Below are 17,165 nucleotides of genomic sequence, written 5' to 3' on the forward strand. Positions count from 1 at the left end.
CGGGCGAGACACCGATGCGCAATCCGCTTCACGAAGCGGACGCCGTCACGGCGTGGACGGCGGCTCCTCGCCGCGCAGCCGAGCCTGCAGCTGCGCCCGATCCCGGCGTCGACCTTCGTCGAAGGCGGCGATGCTCGCGGTGGCGCGGCGGCGGAGCGGGGCGAACAGCCAGATGCCCAGCGGAAGTGCGATCACCAGCGCGAAAAGCAGCGCCACGACGAGCGGAAACTCGCGCAGACCGAGCAGATGTCCGGCGCCGAAGATCACCGCCGTCAGCGCCGCCACGAGCAACAGACGCGCCAGCAGATAGGCCAGCACATCGAGCACGAGCCGAGTTCCGGGACGACCGTCAGACACGAACCGAGCCTACCGACGGCGCGTATATTCGAAGAAAGGAGGTTTTGTTCCCGTGGCGTACCTGCTCCTGATTCTCGTACTCGGCGTGCTGGCATATGTCGGCTGGCGGCTGATGCGAGTTTCTTCGAGCCGTCCGCGGACCCGCGTGATCGGGCCCGACGACGATCCCGAGTTTCTGCGTCGGCTCGGCCAGGAGGACAACCCGCGTCCCTGACCCGTGAGCTCAGCGTTGGGCGCCGGGGAATCCGGCCGCGACCGCGGCCGCGAGTTCGAGCAATGCTTGTCTGGTTTCCGGTTTCAGTCGCTCGAGGCTGATCTCCGCGCCTTCCTCCAGGTGCGGGTCGAACGGCACCTCGAGCACGGCCCGGCAACGCCGGTTGAAGTGGTCGACGACCTTGCGCATGTCGACCTTCCCCGACCGTGGTCGAACCGCGTTGATCACCGCGATGGAGTTGCGCACCATGTCCTGGTGGCCGTGGGCGTCCAGCCAGTCCAGCGTCGCCGAGGCGCTGCGGGCCCCGTCTACCGAGCCCGAGCTGATCACGACCAGCGTGTCGGCCTTGGCCAGCACCGCCGCCATGGCCGAATGCATCAAACCGGTGCCGCAGTCGGTGAGCACCAGGCTGTAGAACCGCTCGAGGACTTCGAGAGTGCGGGTGTAGTCCTCGGAGCTGAATGCCTCCGACACCGCGGGGTCGCTCTCGGAGGCGAGCACCTCGAGCCGGCTCGGGCTCTGTGAGGTGTAGCTGCGGACGTCGCTGTAGGCCTGGATGCCGTCGGCGTCGCGCAACAGGTGACGCACGGTGGCCGGCGTCTCGAGCGGCACCTTCTCGCTGAGCGTGCCGCGGTCGGGGTTGGCGTCGACGGCTATCACGCGGTCACCCCGGATCGAGGCGAGCGTCGAACCGAGCGTCGCGGTGATCGTGGTCTTGCCGACGCCGCCCTTCAGCGACAGCACCGCGATGCGGTGGCAACCCCGCAGGGGTCGCTGAACCTGTGCGGTGAGTGTGCGGCGGCGAACGGCCTTCGGTCCGTCGCCGAGATTGATCAACTTGAACGAGCCGAAGTACAGCCACTTGCGCCAGCCCTCAGAAGGGGCACGCTTGGGTTGGCCGAGCAAGGCGACCGTCGACAGGTCCAGGTACGGCGGCGGGTCGTGTTCTGTGAACTCCCGCGGCGGGGAGCTGACCGGCAGGCCGCCCGGCGGTGTCGGTGCTGTCCACTCCGGCGGCGGTTCGGCCGCGGGATCGCTGAACCGGCTCTGCGCACGGAATCCGCCTGGCGCATAAGCGTTTTCGGGTATCACCGACGGGGAAGCCGCATCCTTGCCGAGACGATCCGCAGCGCGGTGCGCCGGATGTTCAGACACGCTGACGGTCCCCCAAGGCTTCGCAGGCTAACGTGAGCGATCTTAGCGAAAGGGTGATACGACGGCCCGTCAGCCCACCCCGGCGTAGGAGTGCAGGCCCACGGTCACGAGGTTGATGAAGAACAGGTTGAACACCATCGCAACGAAGCCGACGACGTTGATCCAGGCGGCCTTCTTGTCGCGCCAACCCGCGGTCGAACGGGCGTGGAGATAGGCGGCGTAGACCACCCACGCGATGAACGACACCGTCTCCTTGGGATCCCAGCCCCAGTAGCGGCCCCACGCCTCCTCGGCCCAGATCGCACCGAAGATGACGCCGAAGCCGAACACCGGGAACGCGAAGATCGTGGTGCGATAGGCGATGCGGTCGAGGGTCTGCGGATCGGGAAGGCGGTGCACGACGCGGGCGAGCACCCCGTCAGCGCCGGGCTCGCCGAACCGCGACATCTTCATCAGGAACAAGATGCTGGCGACGCCGGCCACCAGGAACACCCCCGAGCCCAGGCTGACCACCGAGACATGGATGGGCAGCCAGTAGGACTGCAGCGCGGGCATCACCGGCGCGGCGTTGGTGTACAGCCAGCGGCCGGAGATCGTCAGCAGGATCAGCACCGGAACGAGCACGAACACCCACAGCGACCGGTACTGAGGGCGACGCAGCACCACCGCCGCGGCGACCAGCCCGCAGAAGCTGGTCAGGTTGATGAACTCGTACATGTTGCCCCACGGCACCCGCGAGGTGGCCAGGCCGCGCAGCACGATGCAGCCCAGCAGCAGGCCGATCCCGAGGTAGGTGAGCGCGAGGCCGGCGCCGCCGATGCGCTCGTCGACGGGGCGCTTGGGGGTGTCGGCGACGACGCCGGGCGCGGCGCTGTCGGCGCCCACTCCGACCAGCTCGCGGGTCTCGGCCTTACGGCTGCGGTGGTACGCCAACTCGATCGCGAGCAGCAGCAGCGCACCCACCAGGACCAGCACCGATGAGGTGAACGCCCAGTCCGAATACCGGGCCAAGCCGATGTCGATCTGCTCGGAATTCATGTGACTCTCTCTCCTGCGGGCTGCGCCGACGTCGCATCGGGAAGGAGGCGCTGTGTCAGCCGCTCGAACTCATCACCCCAGCCGGAGTTGTCGGTACGCGCCAGCCCGCCCAGCTCGACGGTTACCGTACCCGGACGTGCGGGGCTGATCCGAATCCAGACGCGGCGCCGGCGCACCACCAGCGACACGAGCAGGCCGGCCATCATGGTCAGCGCGAACACCAGCACCCACACCTGGGCCGGGTCGTGGGACACCTGCACGTTGATGAACGGCACGGCGCCGTCGAACCGCACCACGGTGCCGTCGTCGAGGCGCGTCGACTCCCCCGCCCCGAGGTTGACCCGGGCCTTCTTGGTCAGCCGGCCCTGTTCGATCAGCCGCGGGTCGAGCGTGAACAGCGACTGCGGCCGGCCGGTGTCCAGGCCGGTGTCGCCGCGGTAGATGTCGACGGCGACGGCGGGGTCGTTGAGCGCGGGGAAGCTCGACGACAGCAGCGTGCCGTGCAGCTGTTCGGTCGGCGCGAACAGGCCCTGGATGGCGAGCTGGTTGTCGCGGCGTTCGTCGGCGTCGGGATAGGTGCCGCCGGGTGGATCGAACCGGTGCACGCCCGACGACAGCAGCGTCATCTGGTCGTCCGGGCGCCACTGCAGCGTCTGGGTGCGCGTCTGCCCGTCGGGAAAGGTCACGGTGAAGGTCGGTGCGTAACCGTGGCCCTGCAGATAGATCCGGTCGCCGCCGACCCGCAGAGGATGGTTGACCTTCAGGTGGTAGGGCCGCCAGGTACCGGAATCGAGGTCGGTGCCCGCTTGGTACTCGATATCGGCGGCGAACGACGTCGCCTGCCCCGTCAGCAGATAATCGGCTTGGAAGTCGTTGACCCGCAGGCAGATCGGATGCAGAGATGTGCCGTCGACGGTGTTGCCCGCGCGGAACGAGTCGAACGCCGCGGGTGACGCCGAGCAGAATCCCGGTCCGCCGTCGGCTATCACGATGACGTTGCCCTCGTAGCCGAACAACTTGCCGGCCGCCACCGCCACGAGCAGGCCGAGCAGCGAGAAGTGGAAGACGATATTGCCGAACTCCCGCAGATAGCCCTTCTCCGCGGAGATCTCGGTGATGTCGTCGTCGCGGCGAGTAGCCGTGCGCCACCCGCGCAGCCGCTCGGTGACCGTCGCCGCGAGCGCTTCGGGCTGGGCCGCCGTCTCGATGCGGTGGTGTTTGGGCAGCCGGCTCAGATTCCGCGGCGCCGCCACGGGGGTCGCCCGCATGCTGCGGAAGTGTTCGAGCAGCCGCGGGGTCAGGCAGCCGACGAGCGAGATGAACAGCAGGACATAGATCGCGGTGAACCAGAAGCTGGAGAACACGTCGAAGGCCTGCAGGCGGTCCAGCCACGGCCCGATCGTCGGATGTTCGGCGATGTACTGGTCGACCTTGGACTCGTTGAGGCTGCGCTGGGGCAGCAGCGCGCCGGGGATCGCCGCGAGCGCCAGCAGGAACAGCAGCACCAGCGCGGTACCCATCGACGTCAGCGTCCGCCAGGTGTTGCGTAACAGCGCGATTGCTTTCTGCGCGATCCCGCTCATATCGGCAACGTCACGTCGGACACGAACGCGTCGCGCACCCAGGACACGAAGTCGTTCCACACACCGGTCACCAGCGCGGTACCGACCAGGATCAGCAGTACGCCGCCGACGATCTGGATGGTGCGGGTGTGCCGTCGCAGCCACGCCAGCCCCTGCACGGCGCGCGCCGACCCGAACGCCAACAGCACGAACGGGAGGCCCAGGCCCAGGCAGTAGGCGATGACGAGCGCGACGCCGCGGGCGACGTTGCTGCCGTCGATCGCCGAGGCCACCGCGATTACCCCGGTCAGCGTCGGCCCGAGGCACGGCGTCCACCCGAGCGCGAACACCGCGCCCAGCAGCGGGGCGCCGCCGAGCGTGGAGATCTGCCGCGGGGTGAACCGCGCCTCGCGCTGCAGGGCGGGGATCAACCCGACGAACACCAGCCCCATCACGATCGTCACCACGCCGCCGATGCGCTGCAGCAGAAGCTGATTGGTGATCAGCGACGTGGTCATGCCGAGTACCGCGACCGTGCCCAGCACGAACACGACCGTGAACCCGGCGACGAACAAGGCGGCGGCGCCCGCCACCCGCAGCCGCGTCGTCTTCGCCGAGACCGACGTTTTGGCGGATTCTGGCCGCAATTTTCCGCCAGAACGTCGGTTTCGGCCAGCCAGGACGGGGGTGTCCTCCGCGTCGACCCCGACGACCGCGGCCAGATACGACAGGTAGCCCGGCACCAGCGGCACCACGCATGGCGAGGCGAATGACACCAGTCCGGCCAGCGCGCTGACCAGCAACGCCAGCAGCACCGGGCCACCCGCGATCAACTGATCGATCTGGTCGAGGCTCACGTCCTCGGCTCCGCTTCGCGCGCAAGGCGTTCCACGACCGGCTGCAGATCCTCGGCGAGAAGTTCGCGCAGGAACACCGCGGCGACCCGGTGCTGCCGGTCCAGCACCACCGTCGACGGGATGACCGTCGTCGGGTACCGGCCGCCGAATGCGATCATGGTCCGCATCGCCGGGTCGTAGATCGAGGGGAAGGTGATTTTCCGGTCGACGATGAAGTCGACCGCGGCGTCACGATTGTTGTCCCGGACGTCGATGCCGAGGAATGCCACACCGAGGTGACGCGTGTTGTCGTAAACCCGCTGCAGCTGGGTGATTTCGGTACGGCACGGTCCGCACCACTGCCCCCACACGTTGAGCACCACTACCTTGCCCGCGAAGTCGTCGAGGGAAATGGTCTTCGCCGGGTCCATCAGGTCGGGACCGCTCAGCGGGCCGGGGCGGCCGCGCTCCTGCGGCGGGTCGTAGAAAATGTCGGTCTGCCCGCCGGGCGCGACGAACTCGAAAGTGCCGCCCTGAGCGACCGCGTCGTCGCCGGTGGAGCAGCCGGCGAGCGCGACGACCGCCGCGCACGCCAGAAGCAACCGCAGCTTCACTGCCCGGCCAACTCCGCGTAGCTCCAGCCGACGTAGGTGTCGCCGTGAAAGTAGAACGAGGTGAGCGAAGCCAGGTTGCACAGCCGGCGGGTCGGAAAGTGGTGCAGCGCATGACCGGTCATCGACCGGCGCAATGTCTCGACGGGAAGTTGGTGGCTCACGCACACCGCCTCGTGGCCCGCCGCCTTGGCCCTGGCGCGATGCACCGCGGCGGTCATCCGCTCGGCGATCTCGCGGTACGGCTCCCCCCAGGACGGTGTTCGCGGATTACGCAGGTGCCACCAGTTGCGGGGGTCGCGCAGCGCGCCGTCGCCCGGCGAGACCCGTTGCCCCTGGAAGATATTCAGTGACTCGATCAACCCGTCGTCGGTGTCGACCGACAGGCCCAGGCCCGCCGCGATGGGACCCGCGGTCTCTTGTGCCCGCTCCAACGGCGAGGCCACCACATAGACGATGTCGCGCGACGACAGCCAGTCCGCGACCGCCTGCGCCTGCGCCCGGCCCCGCTCGGAGAGGTGATAGTCCGGCAGGCGGCCGTACAGGATCTTGTCGGGGTTGTGCACCTCGCCGTGCCGCATCACGTGCACCACGGTCTTCACGACCTCGGTGCTCGTCATGCCGGTTGCTCGGCTTCCGCCGCGGCACGCGTGGCGCCTGGCAGGGCGGCGGCGATGCGGTCGAACGCGTCGTCGTCCAAAGCTGTTGAGACAAACCAGGTCTCAAAAGCACTCGGTGGCGGGTACACGCCGGCGTCGAGCAATGCGTGGAAGAACGCCGGGAAGCGCCATGTCTCAGACGCTCGCGCCGACGCGAAATCGGTCACCGACTCGTCGGTGAAGAACACACTGAACATGTTGCCGGCGCGGGGAATCCGGTGCGCCACGCCGGCTTCGGTCAACGCCCGGCCCAGCAGCTCGGTCAAGCGGTCGGCGTTGGCGTCGAGTTGGGCGTAGGTGGCATCGTCCGCGGCGCGCAGCGTAGCAAGGCCCGCCGCCATCGCGACCGGGTTTCCCGACAGCGTGCCCGCCTGATACACCGGCCCCAACGGGGCCAGCCGATCCATCACCTCGGCCCGGCCGCCGAACGCGGCGGCCGGCAATCCACCGCTCATCACCTTGCCGAAGGTGAACAGGTCGGCGTCGACGGGATCGATGCCGTACCAGCCCGACCGGCTGACCCGGAACCCCGTCATGACCTCGTCGACGATCAGCAGCGCGCCATGTTCGGCGGTGATCCGGCGCAGCGCGGCGTTGAAGCCGGGCAGCGGCGGGACGGTACCCATGTTGCCGGGGCTGGCCTCGGTGATCACGCAGGCGATTTCGTCGCCGAACCGGCCGAAGATCTCCTCCACCGCAGCGACGTTGTTGTACGGCAGCACGATCGTGTCGGCGGCCGCGGCGCCGGTCACCCCGGGTGACGACGGCAGCCCGAGCGTGGCGACGCCGGAGCCCGCGTCGGCCAACAGCGCGTCGCTGTGGCCGTGGTAGCAGCCGGAGAACTTCACGATCTTGGCCCGGCCCGTGTAGCCGCGGGCCAACCGGATCGCGCTCATCGTGGACTCGGTGCCGGAGTTCACCAGCCGTAACCGTTCGACCGGCGCGACCCGGCCGACGATTTCTGCGGCCAGTTCCGACTCCGAGGGGGTGGGGGCGCCGAACGAGAGGCCGTCGGACACCACCCGCTGCACCGCCGCGACCACGTCAGGATGCGCATGGCCGAGGATCATCGGCCCCCATGAGCAGACCAGGTCGACGTAGCGGTTGCCGTCGGCGTCGGTCAGCCAGCAGCCGCTGGCCGAGGTGATGAACCGCGGGGTGCCACCCACCGAGGTGAATGCCCGCACCGGCGAGTTGACGCCGCCGGGGATGAGGGCGCACGCGTCGGCGAAGAGTTTCGCGGAGACGTCGGTGCTCGACATGGCCACCAGTGTCCCAGCAGGCTCGAAACCGTCAACTACAGGGTGTAGTGGCTCAACCGGGAGTCAGCGCGAACGTGGGGTGATCGGCATCGGAGGGCAGCTGCTTCCAGTAGGCCTCGACGACGTTGCCCGCCAGCGGCCGGTAGGCGGCGATGATCGGCCCGCGCTGGCCCACCGGCACCTCCGTGGCCACGTACGTCACGTCGCCGAGCTTGACGTGCGGATCGGCGCGGACGTTCTTCACCCACTCGGCCTCGCCTCGGGTGGACACCAGATACTTGACGCCGTCGACCTCGGGGACCACCACCGGGATCTGTTGCGGCTGCTTGCTGACGCGCTTGGTCACCGTCAGGGTCTGGCTGTTGCCGACTCCGGTCGCCATCGCGAACTTGTTGAAGATTTTGCGCACGAACCACGGAGGCTTGAGGTAGGCCATGGCCTCGAGTTTGATGGTCGACATGCAGCTACCGCAATGGCTGGCCCGATTCAACCGGCACGTCACCAATCCGATCCAGCGGCTGTGGGCGGGTTGGGCGCCGACGTTCGGCATCCTCGAACACGTCGGCCGCAAATCGGGCAAGCCGTATCGCACCCCGTTGACGGTCTTCTCCACCGACGACGGCGTGGCCATCCTGCTGACGTACGGGCCCGACCGCGACTGGCTGAAGAACGTCACCGCCGCGGACGGCGCGCGGATGAAGCGCTACGGCAGGACCGTCGAGCTGCGCGATCCCCGTGTGATGCCCAAAGCCGAGGCGGCACCGTCGGTGACGGGTTTGTGGCGGCCGATCTTCGCCCGCTTGCCGTTCGAACAAGCCGTGCTGCTGACGCGGGTGTAGCTGCTCGACTACGTCGACGTCTCGTCCGACAATTCGAACTCGCTCAGGATCTCGTCGATGAAGCCGCCGGCTTCGAGCGCGGCGGATTCGACGTCGCCCGCCGCGATCGCCTCGACCAGGCGGCTGTGATCCATCACGGCCGTGGCAGGTTCGTCGGCTGCGGTCGCGACACTGGCCATCACCACCTCGGTGAGGCCGCGGTACAGCTCGATCAGCACGACGTTGTGCGAACTGCGCACCACCGCGACATGGAATTCGGTGTCCGCGCGGGCGAAGGCCTCGGGATCGTCGGACGGGGCGATCTGGTCCCGACGTTTCAGCAGTGCCCGTAGGTCGTCGAGGTCCGCAGAGGTTCGGGCCCGGGCGGCCAGACGGGCACCCTCCACTTCAAGGCAGGGCCTCACCTGCAGCACTTCCCGCAACTCGGTTCCGCAGAGTCGACGCAGAGCACCCGATACCTCGCTGGTCGCCCGGACGTACGTGCCGTCACCTTGGCGGACCTCCAACAAGCCGCTGTGCGCCAACGCCCGTACCGCCTCCCGCACGGTGTTGCGCCCGACGCCGAGCGCTGCTGCGAGCTCCGGCTCGGTGGGAATGCGGGAGTTCACCGGCCATGCGCCCGACGCCACGGATGCTCGCAGCTGCTCAATGGCCTGGTCGACCAGACCGGTCCTGCGGGTCGTAGCGAGCGTCACACATTCTCCGTTTCATCCGATCATAGGATGTATGAGACTCTACTAGATGTGACTTCCAGCGGCCTCGGCAACGCCGTCGACATCGTCAGGCGGGACGCCGACGCCGTCGACCGCCTCGAGTCAGACCGGACGCCGCTGTTGGCCGGGCGGTTCCTGCTCGTCGTCGCGGTTGTGCTCACCGCACTCAATTTGCGGCCCGCGATCACCAGCATCGGACCGTTGCTGGGACCGATGCGCACATCGCTGGACGCGTCGGCCACCTGGGCAGGCGTGCTGACCACGCTGCCGGGGCTGTGCTTCGCGGGTGCTGGGCTGGCCGCGCCGGCGCTGGCCCGACGGTTCGGCTTGGGGCCGGGAATCGCGGGGGCCCTGGTGACGCTGATCGTCGGGCTCGTCGTCCGGCCGCTGGACGGGCCGTTCGTGGTGATCGGCGGAACACTCGTCGCCACGGCGGGCATCGCCCTCATCAACGTGCTGATCCCGGTGGTGATCAAGGACGCGTTCCCCGCCCAGATCGGCGTGATGACGGGTATCTACACCGCCGCGCTTCAAGGCGGCGGCGCGCTGGGGGCGGCGGTCGCGCCGATGCTCGAGCAGGTGCTTGGCGGGTGGCGGCAGGCGCTGGGCGGCTGGGCGTTGCTCGCCGCGCTGGCGTTGGCCGCCTGGCTGCTCGGGGGCAGGGATCTCGGTAGGGCCGACATCGGCGCCGCCGTCGAACCACGAGATCGCCCCATGATGCGCAGCGGGTTGGCCTGGATGGTGACGTTGTTCTTCGGTTGTCAGGCCTGCCTGGCGTACATCGCGATGGGATGGCTGCCCGAAGTTCTGATCGACAGTGGCCTGACGTCGACGCATGCCGGCCTGCTCAGCGGGCTGGTCTCACTCATCGGGGTGCCGATCGCGCTGTTCGGCTCGCCGCTGGCGGCGCGGTCGAGGAGTCAGGCCCCGTGGGTCCTTGCCCTGGGCGTGACGGGAATGACCGGCGTAGTGGGCCTGATGCTCGCACCGGCCGCGGCGCCCCTGTTGTGGAGTGCGCTGTTCGGAATTGGGTTGGGGGCCTTCTCACTTGCGTTGACCATCATCGCGCTACGAGCACGAAACTCCGCAGATACCGCCCGGCTGTCCGGCATGGCGCAGGGCATCGGCTATCTGCTGGCCGGGATCGGTCCCTTTCTGTTCGGCCTACTACATGACGCGACGGGCGGCTGGACCGTGCCGTGGGCGTTGGTGCTGGCCGTCTACGTCATCCAGATCGGTGCCGGGATGGTGGCGGGCCGCAACCGCTACGTCTGAGAAGACGCGTGCTTTGCCCGCGGCCGCACACGGGCCCGGTCCTCCTTTTTGACCCAATTGCACGGCGACTGGTCTTTATTTTTTTCTCGGGTATGGTCGCGCATTGATGCGGGCCAGTGAAAGGAGAAGTTGTGGCTGGAAAGTCTCAAAGTAAGGAACTCAAAAAGCCTACGATGACTCTCAAGGAACGCCGCGCGGCCAAGCGGGAAAAGACCACCGAGGAGACCATCCCACGCCGCAAGCGGGCAAGCCGCTAATAAAACCGAGCGCGCCGCTGCGTCTGCAGTATCGCGTTTTAGCGATCCGGCCGCGACATTCGCATTTTCGCGTTCCGCAATTTGCACGACACCTCTTCAACAAACTGCCGAAGAAAACGGCGCATGCGCGAAATTGTGGAAAGGCGAAAAGCCAGGGTACGGGTCGAGTGATCAACCATTAAAAGGTGTGGGATTTGAAGGATGAAACAGTGTGTTCTGAAGACAATCAGAAGTTGGCGTGCGGATGACCGCGACGAGCGTTGACCACTCAGACAAGGGGGCGGGGTTGCGGGGCGTGCCCGCAGTGGTGGCGAAGGCGGAGTCTACGAAGACCGGCTGGCCTTCGGGTGCCGCGGGTACGAAGCGAGTGCTGGTACGACTGCTGGACGACCTGGCTGATGTGTCACCGCCGACGCATCGAAGCACTGCATATCGCAACGGCTACACGGCGGGCATTCGATTCGCACGTATCTGTGTACTGGATGAGATCGCCTTGGCGTCAGGGACTCTCGTGAAATCATCGCAGACCCGCGGGCGTCGGCCAGATCGGGAACGCGTACGTGCCGGTGTGGCCCTCAGCACGATAGCCGCGCGACTGTCGCGGGATGCCGTGCCGGACGCCGACGACGGCGCTGCGGGCCGCCAGGACGCCATTTCGCTTGCGTTGCAGCTGGTTTCCGAGTGCGAGCGACAAATAGGTCAGGAGACCGGCGGCGTCTAGGTGAGCGCTTCCCACGAGTAGTGAGGTTGTGTTGGCGGTTCAGGGATCCGGCGAAGCGCCGGTGACAATTTTCGGCCGGCTTCCGGGCCTTGCGGAAGCGATTGGTGCGGCATGCCGAAGCCACGGCTTTGTGGTGCGTCACGGCCGTCCACCGTGCGAACGGGCGTCGAGTTCTCGCTGGGCTGGCGCTGTTCCCGGCTATGCCTCGGAGACGGACACCGACGACCAGTCTCTCGAGTCAGCGATCCTCATCCTCGATGCAGGCGCCGTCGAATCGTTGTTCGGCGAAGGCCATTCCCGCCCAACGCGCAGACGCCTGAGGGCGTGCGAGAACGACTGCTGCCAGTTGGGGCTCGCGGCGGTCGCCACCCGGGGCGCACGCCAAGTCCTGGTGATCTGCGACGTGCGTCGGTTGTCGTTCGGCCAGAGAATGCGCGCCCGCCGGTGGGTTCGAAATCTCGCGCACCGGATCGGCTACGAAAGCTCCATCAACGGACTCGGTGAGCTTGCCACGGCGTTGGCCGAGATCGGCACCGACGAGGACGTGCCTCTCGTCGCGTCTGCCGCGGTCGATTGGCACCGTCGGGGACAACCCAGTAGCACCGCAAGACCGGACCGCCTGCCCATCTCCGCTGCCGACCGACACGCCTCGACTGCACTGCGCGACGTCAGTCGCGCGGCCGCACACGGGCCCGGATCGGCCCCTTCGCGACGGTGGTGAACGGCACCTCGCACTCGAACGTGCCATCGACCGAGCGGATCTCCATCGCGCGCACGATCGTGGCCAACGCCAGCGTCGTCTCCAGTCGAGCGAAATGCTCGCCGATGCACGGTCGGCCGCCGCCGAGGAAAGGCAGAAACTGCCACCGGCCGCGGTTCTTGACGTTTTCGGCACTGAACCGGTCGGGGTCGAACTTCATCGGGTCGGGCCACAGCGTCGGATCATGGTGCAGCCCATAAAGTCCCACGGCCACCAGCGTCCCAGCTTCGACGCGGTAGCCATCGACGACGATGTCGCGGGTCGCCAGTCGGGCCACGCCCGCTGCGGGAGGGCACAACCGCAGCGCCTCGTGCAGCACCTGCACGGTGTAGCCGAGCCGGGGCACATCCTCGGGCGTCAGCTGCCGATCGCCGATGGCGGCGGCTTCCGTGGCGACGCGAGCCTGGATGTCGGGATGGTGTCCGAGTACCCACAGCGAGTAGGTCAGCGCGGTCGACGTGGTGTCGTGCCCGGCGAGCATGAAGATCAGCAGGTCGTTCGAGATGTCGTCATCGGAGATCGGCGAGCCGGTCTGCGGATCCCTCGCCGCCATCAACGCCCGCACGAGCGGGGCGTCGCGCGTCGGGTCGGTGCGACATGCGTGCACCATCTCGTCGGTGATCTCCTTCATCTCGGCGACTGCCCTGCGGGTCCGCCGGCGCGCCGGCGTCGGCAGCCAGCGGGGCGCGCGCACCGGCCGCAGCGCACGGTCCGCGGTGTAGGACGACGCGACGTGCATGCACCGGGCGATGGTGTCGGCGCGCTCGTTGAGGTCGACGCCGAGCACCGATCGGCCCAACGACTGCATGGCCACCCGGCGGCACTCGACGTCGAGGTCGACATCACCGCCGTCACGCCAGCGGTCGACGAAAGCTTGTGCCGCTCCTGACATCTGGCCGCCGAAGTTGCGGACGTTGTACTTGGTGAACACCGGCTGCAGCGCACGTTTGCGCGGGCGCCACAGATCGTTCGGCAGTACGAACAGGCTGTCGCCAGCCATGTTGCGGACTTCGTCGTGATAGATGCATCGCTCCGATGAGGCATCAGAGCGTCCCAGCACGTCGCGCATGCCGTTCGGTGACATCACCGCCACGATCGGCGGATACAACCTCTTGGGCCCGAACTGGATGCGCGTGACCGGACCGCCGGCGTCGCGAATCACTTCCTGTCCGGTATCGAGCCGACGCACCAGTTTCAGCAGCTGCCACAGCGGCAGCGGATTCTTCGGCACCAGCGGCAACGCCCGGACGTCGAGCGTGCTCATGTCGCCGACCAGGTCAGTGGTGCGCCTTCGCCTTTCGTCATCACGGTGCCGGGCATGACGCGGATGCGGTAGGGACTCAGCCGCAGCGCCGCGAACGCATCGGAGGTCGGCCCCTCCTGCCACATCGGGATGATCCTCGGGTCGTAGCCGACGGGCTCGGGACCGTTCGCGAACTTGTCCCACACCGCGGTCCGCGTCTCGTCGTCGATGTACCACTCGACCAGGCACTCGGCGCTGCAGGTGTCGTGGTTGGTGGTCCAGTAGCTCACCGAGACCTCGGGGTGCACGGCGAGATGGTTCTTCTTGATGGGAGTCGGCACGGTGGCGATCCAGCCGAGCAGGTCGGTGCCGTCCCACTCCCATATCGGGTGCAGTATGCGCGTGCGGGGCCGACCGTTGGCGTCGACGGTGGCCACCGAGGCCCACACGATCGAATGCGCCATCTCGACGAAGACGGGCGCGATCTGTTCGAGAGGGGTCACGGTTGCCTAGCGTAGGCACATACCGCTAGCCGCCGAGTAGGTCGAGCAGCTGAACTCCGACGCGCGCCGCTATCGGTTACCGGTGCCCTCGGAGCCTTGGCCGCTCGAAGATTCCTCGCTGAATTTCGGGTTGCCCTCGTCATCGATCCAGTCGTTGACGGCGGTACCCGCTACCGCGCCGCCGCTGCCCGGCATCTTGGTGGTCGGCCGGTCCTCCTCGTACGCCTTGTGCATCTCTTTGGCTTTGTCGCGATGCTCGTCGGTGACGTCGGGCTTCTCCGTCGGCGGCGGCGTTTCCTGCTCGCTGGTGACCTGGTGGTGTTCGTCGGTTTCCGGTTCGGCTTTTCGCTGCTCCTCGGTGAGCCGTTCGTCGTCCTGTTGCTTGTCGTCGGTGCTCATGGGATAGATCTGCCCGAACGTGTGATCCACCAAACAGAGAGGGGCTAAGCAGTCGGCACGGTGCGTAGCGCCGCCGGCAAACTGGGGAGGAAGTGCTGGCGGGCGAAGGCTCGGATCTCGTCGGCGGACTCCAACGGCTGCGAGCTCGGCAGCAGTAGCACCATCGCCGCGTACCGCAAGATGCTGTCGGCCAGTTCCTCGATTGCCTGCTCGCCGATCCGCTCGGCGAACCCGGCTCCGAAGATGATCCGCAACGCCGCGGCCATCCGGGCGATCGCGGCCTCGTAGTGTGTGCGGGCGAGTTCGAGCAGCAGTGCCGGCTCATCGGTCAGCATCCGGTACAGCACTCGGTGCCGGCGGAACTTCAGGATCGAGAGGGTGAAGGCCTCGACGTAGTGATTCGACTGGGGCCCAACTCGTTTGACCTCGTCGGCGATGTCGGCGAACAGCGCGATGTTCTCGCGCTCGATCACCGCGGCGACGAGTTCGTCGCGGTTGGCGAATCGCCGGTAGATGGTGGTCCGGCTGACTCCGGCGCGACGGGCGACATCGTCGAGCGCGACCCGGCGCACGCCGTGCCGCTCGAACTCGATGACGGCGGCGTCGAGGATGGCTTCCGTCGCGGGCGACGAATGAGGCCCCGTCGCGGGCGACGAATCAGGCCCCGTCGCGGGGTCAGGCCCTGGCATAGCCCTTTTGCGCATAGCTGTTGTAGCGCACGGACATTGGCAGACGGTCCCACACCCAGTTGACCGGCCGCGACCGCCACACCGCCGCGAAGCGCTGGTAGCGCCGCTCCTGGCGGTCACTCCAGGGCAGTTCGAGCAGTGCGCGGGCGCGTGGCGGGAGGCCGCCGGTGGTCAGGAACGCCGCCAAGGGGTTGAACACCGGCGCGATCAGCCGCCACGCCCATCGGGGAACGCCTTTGGGGCAGGGGAAACCCCTTGTCACGTAGCCGACTCCGTACCGTGCGGTCTGGTGAGCGACGACGATCTCGTCGAGCATGCGGTCCCAGTAGCGCTCGAATTCGTCGTAGGTGGCAGGCATCGGCCGGTCGCTCACGCCATAGCGGCGGTACCACGTCTTCGACTCGAGGTAGATCTGTTCCTTCTCCTCGCGGCTCAACCGCTTGACGAAGGTGTCGGCGAAGTACAGCACCTGATCGACGAATGTCGCGTGTGCCCAGAAGTAGGTGTCCGGATCCAACGCGTGATAGCGCTTACCGTCCGGCATGTCACCCTTGATCTCGGTGTGGAAGTCGCGCACCCGGCTGCCGGGATGGTCGTCGTCGGAGCCGTAGACCGTGTTGAAGATCGGCGGCAGCGACCGTTTCACCCGGGCCGCGGTGTCGTCGAAGAACACCGAATGGTCGAGCACGCCCTGGCCGAGCTCGGCGAGCATGTTCTGCAGCACCGCAGGCCGCGGACCGATCAGGTACATCCGGTTGTCCCCGAAGTAGCGCCACACCAGCGACTGCGGCCCCAGCGGCAGCGCGTCATCGATGCGGTCGTTCTTTTCCACCAACTCGGTCATACGGCACAGTGTTACAAATTCTGCACTTTGTACCAAGCGGGTGTGAGCGGCCTCTCACTTCCGGCGAGCGAACCTCACCGAGAGAGAAGCCATGGTTGCAAATCGGCCGCGGCGGCGACCAGGAATGCTATTTCGGCGCCGATGTGCGGCGGCGACGGAGGTGTGCCACCGCCAGCACGGCCAGCACGCCCGCGACGGTCGCCAACACCAGCGCCAGCCCGAGCAGCGGCGCGCTGTACTCCACCGACGTCGTTTGGGGCTCGCCTTCGAGCACCGGCGCCACCACGACCGTGGTGGCGGCCGCCAACCAGCTCAGCACGCTGCCGACCGCTGCGGCGACGGCCAGCAGCAGGGCCAGCGTTGCCCGGACGGTCATGCCGGTGGGATGCGCTCTTCGATCAGCTGGGTCAACGCCTGCCGCAGCCGCTGCGGCTTGCGTGCCCACGCCTGCGCGGTGCGGTCATTGGTCATCTTCAGCCCGATGCCGGTGCGGCCACGCGGAACGCCGGTGAGCTCGCCGAGCGCCCGTGCCGCCTGCCACTTCGGCGTCTCGCTGCCGGTCGCTTCGGGGTAGATCCGCACGATCTCGTCGGTGCGGATGCGTTCGGTGCCCTGCCGCAGGAACTCCGGCGTCAACTCGACCGAGGTGTGCACGCGCGCGGCCTTGACCTGAATCCCGAGGAAGCCGCTGACGAGCACGAGGAATATCCCGGGCATCAGCAACTGGAAGCCGTAGCCTGCGGAGGCCTGGATCAACCCCATGGCAATCGCCGCCGCCGGCCCTGCCGACACCCACCACCAGCTGGCTCCCTGCTCGTAGAACAGCACCTGGGGCGGAGCCCCGTTGTCGGTCACGTCGCTTCCCCTTGCTTCGCCGCACCCGGCCGGGTGACGAGGATAGCGCCCGCGATCAACGGCAGGATCGCAAGCAGTGTCACGATGTGCACGATGCCCCGTGCCGAAAGCAGCACGACGAGCACGACAATCGTCAACGAGAGCGCGACGCCCGCCCTGCGGAACCGCGGGTCACCGGTGCGGATCCGACCGGCGAGGAAGGCCATGCCGGCGCCGGCGGCGACCGTGAGCATCCCCGCACCGCGGAACAGCGGCGGCAGATCCACCGAAGCGGCGATCAACCCGCCGACCATCAACATCACCGAGGCGACGACCCAGCACCAGAAGGCTGCGGTGACGACGCGGGTTCGCGGCGCAGGAGCGGTCATGGTCG

The 17,165-nt window shown here is 67.6% G+C and carries 23 protein-coding genes; 3 read left to right on the plus strand and 20 right to left on the minus strand.

Going from position 1 to position 17,165, the window contains the following annotated elements; translation table 11 throughout:
• Positions 1-45 precede the first annotated feature (45 nt).
• Entirely contained in the window at positions 46-357 is a 312-nt protein-coding gene (locus G6N18_RS13265; protein ID WP_067224046.1) for a DUF4229 domain-containing protein, read from the minus strand.
• Between the two features lie 52 nt (positions 358-409).
• Between G6N18_RS13265 and G6N18_RS24255 the strand changes: the two genes are divergently transcribed.
• Entirely contained in the window at positions 410-571 is a 162-nt protein-coding gene (locus G6N18_RS24255; protein ID WP_165606485.1) for a hypothetical protein, read from the plus strand.
• Positions 572-580: 9 nt separating this feature from the next.
• On the opposite strand, the gene G6N18_RS13270 is transcribed toward G6N18_RS24255, so the two are convergent.
• From G6N18_RS13270 to G6N18_RS13305, 8 genes are all read right to left on the minus strand, one after another.
• The gene (locus G6N18_RS13270) at positions 581-1,663 is read right to left on the minus strand and encodes a MinD/ParA family ATP-binding protein (protein ID WP_234806243.1); all 1,083 of its coding nucleotides are present in this window, start codon (positions 1,661-1,663) and stop codon (positions 581-583) included.
• A 132-nt stretch (positions 1,664-1,795) separates the two neighbouring features.
• Positions 1,796-2,764 carry a c-type cytochrome biogenesis protein CcsB gene (gene ccsB, locus G6N18_RS13275; RefSeq protein WP_083006080.1) on the minus strand — a complete coding sequence of 323 codons (969 nt, stop codon included), beginning with the start codon at positions 2,762-2,764 and terminating at the stop codon, positions 1,796-1,798.
• The gene (resB, locus tag G6N18_RS13280; protein ID WP_083006081.1) at positions 2,761-4,347 is read right to left on the minus strand and encodes a cytochrome c biogenesis protein ResB; all 1,587 of its coding nucleotides are present in this window, start codon (positions 4,345-4,347) and stop codon (positions 2,761-2,763) included. The genes ccsB and resB overlap by 4 nt, the downstream gene beginning before the upstream one ends.
• Entirely contained in the window at positions 4,344-5,183 is an 840-nt protein-coding gene (locus G6N18_RS13285; RefSeq protein WP_083006083.1) for a cytochrome c biogenesis CcdA family protein, read from the minus strand. The genes resB and G6N18_RS13285 overlap by 4 nt, the downstream gene beginning before the upstream one ends.
• Entirely contained in the window at positions 5,180-5,776 is a 597-nt protein-coding gene (locus G6N18_RS13290; RefSeq protein WP_109749563.1) for a TlpA disulfide reductase family protein, read from the minus strand. The genes G6N18_RS13285 and G6N18_RS13290 overlap by 4 nt, the downstream gene beginning before the upstream one ends.
• Complete coding sequence (locus G6N18_RS13295; protein ID WP_067224031.1) at positions 5,773-6,393, minus strand: histidine phosphatase family protein; 621 nt, start codon at positions 6,391-6,393, stop codon at positions 5,773-5,775. The genes G6N18_RS13290 and G6N18_RS13295 overlap by 4 nt, the downstream gene beginning before the upstream one ends.
• Entirely contained in the window at positions 6,390-7,694 is a 1,305-nt protein-coding gene (gene hemL / locus G6N18_RS13300) for a glutamate-1-semialdehyde 2,1-aminomutase (RefSeq protein WP_083006085.1), read from the minus strand. The genes G6N18_RS13295 and hemL overlap by 4 nt, the downstream gene beginning before the upstream one ends.
• 52 nt (positions 7,695-7,746) lie before the next feature.
• On the minus strand, positions 7,747-8,130 hold the full coding sequence (locus G6N18_RS13305) for a nitroreductase/quinone reductase family protein (protein WP_083006127.1): 384 nt from the start codon (positions 8,128-8,130) through the stop codon (positions 7,747-7,749).
• 22 nt (positions 8,131-8,152) lie between these two features.
• Between G6N18_RS13305 and G6N18_RS13310 the strand changes: the two genes are divergently transcribed.
• The gene (locus tag G6N18_RS13310; RefSeq protein WP_083006087.1) at positions 8,153-8,533 is read left to right on the plus strand and encodes a nitroreductase family deazaflavin-dependent oxidoreductase; all 381 of its coding nucleotides are present in this window, start codon (positions 8,153-8,155) and stop codon (positions 8,531-8,533) included.
• Between the two features lie 8 nt (positions 8,534-8,541).
• On the opposite strand, the gene G6N18_RS13315 is transcribed toward G6N18_RS13310, so the two are convergent.
• The gene (locus G6N18_RS13315) at positions 8,542-9,228 is read right to left on the minus strand and encodes a FadR/GntR family transcriptional regulator (RefSeq protein WP_083006089.1); all 687 of its coding nucleotides are present in this window, start codon (positions 9,226-9,228) and stop codon (positions 8,542-8,544) included.
• Positions 9,229-9,363: 135 nt separating this feature from the next.
• Here G6N18_RS13315 and G6N18_RS13320 point away from each other — a divergent pair, with 135 nt between their 5' ends.
• Positions 9,364-10,521, plus strand: coding sequence for an MFS transporter (locus G6N18_RS13320; RefSeq protein ID WP_067224281.1), 1,158 nt, complete (start codon positions 9,364-9,366; stop codon positions 10,519-10,521).
• Positions 10,522-11,295: 774 nt separating this feature from the next.
• Here the strand turns inward: G6N18_RS13320 and G6N18_RS13325 are convergent.
• From G6N18_RS13325 to G6N18_RS13370, 10 genes are all read right to left on the minus strand, one after another.
• Positions 11,296-11,514 (minus strand): hypothetical protein, encoded by a 219-nt coding sequence (locus G6N18_RS13325; protein WP_133052480.1) that lies wholly within the window; start codon positions 11,512-11,514, stop codon positions 11,296-11,298.
• A gap of 223 nt (positions 11,515-11,737) precedes the next feature.
• Positions 11,738-12,079 (minus strand): hypothetical protein, encoded by a 342-nt coding sequence (locus tag G6N18_RS13330; protein ID WP_067224017.1) that lies wholly within the window; start codon positions 12,077-12,079, stop codon positions 11,738-11,740.
• Between the two features lie 88 nt (positions 12,080-12,167).
• Positions 12,168-13,523 (minus strand): cytochrome P450, encoded by a 1,356-nt coding sequence (locus G6N18_RS13335; protein WP_083006093.1) that lies wholly within the window; start codon positions 13,521-13,523, stop codon positions 12,168-12,170.
• Positions 13,520-14,005 carry a pyridoxamine 5'-phosphate oxidase family protein gene (locus G6N18_RS13340; RefSeq protein WP_067224010.1) on the minus strand — a complete coding sequence of 162 codons (486 nt, stop codon included), beginning with the start codon at positions 14,003-14,005 and terminating at the stop codon, positions 13,520-13,522. The genes G6N18_RS13335 and G6N18_RS13340 overlap by 4 nt, the downstream gene beginning before the upstream one ends.
• Before the next feature lie 69 nt (positions 14,006-14,074).
• Positions 14,075-14,404 carry a hypothetical protein gene (locus G6N18_RS13345; protein WP_083006128.1) on the minus strand — a complete coding sequence of 110 codons (330 nt, stop codon included), beginning with the start codon at positions 14,402-14,404 and terminating at the stop codon, positions 14,075-14,077.
• Positions 14,405-14,448: 44 nt separating this feature from the next.
• Positions 14,449-15,093 carry a TetR/AcrR family transcriptional regulator gene (locus G6N18_RS13350; RefSeq protein ID WP_083006095.1) on the minus strand — a complete coding sequence of 215 codons (645 nt, stop codon included), beginning with the start codon at positions 15,091-15,093 and terminating at the stop codon, positions 14,449-14,451.
• Positions 15,080-15,937, minus strand: a complete 858-nt coding sequence (locus G6N18_RS13355; RefSeq protein ID WP_083006097.1) for an oxygenase MpaB family protein — start codon at positions 15,935-15,937, stop codon at positions 15,080-15,082. Before G6N18_RS13355 ends, G6N18_RS13350 begins: the two co-directional genes overlap by 14 nt.
• A 127-nt stretch (positions 15,938-16,064) precedes the next feature.
• On the minus strand, positions 16,065-16,313 hold the full coding sequence (locus G6N18_RS13360) for a hypothetical protein (RefSeq protein WP_067224001.1): 249 nt from the start codon (positions 16,311-16,313) through the stop codon (positions 16,065-16,067).
• Positions 16,310-16,792, minus strand: a complete 483-nt coding sequence (locus G6N18_RS13365; RefSeq protein WP_067223998.1) for a transport-regulating membrane protein Mce1N — start codon at positions 16,790-16,792, stop codon at positions 16,310-16,312. Before G6N18_RS13365 ends, G6N18_RS13360 begins: the two co-directional genes overlap by 4 nt.
• Complete coding sequence (locus tag G6N18_RS13370; protein WP_067223995.1) at positions 16,789-17,160, minus strand: hypothetical protein; 372 nt, start codon at positions 17,158-17,160, stop codon at positions 16,789-16,791. The genes G6N18_RS13365 and G6N18_RS13370 overlap by 4 nt, the downstream gene beginning before the upstream one ends.
• Positions 17,161-17,165 lie beyond the last annotated feature (5 nt).

Source organism: Mycolicibacterium celeriflavum (assembly GCF_010731795.1).
GTDB classification, from domain to species: Bacteria; Actinomycetota; Actinomycetes; order Mycobacteriales; family Mycobacteriaceae; genus Mycobacterium; species Mycobacterium celeriflavum.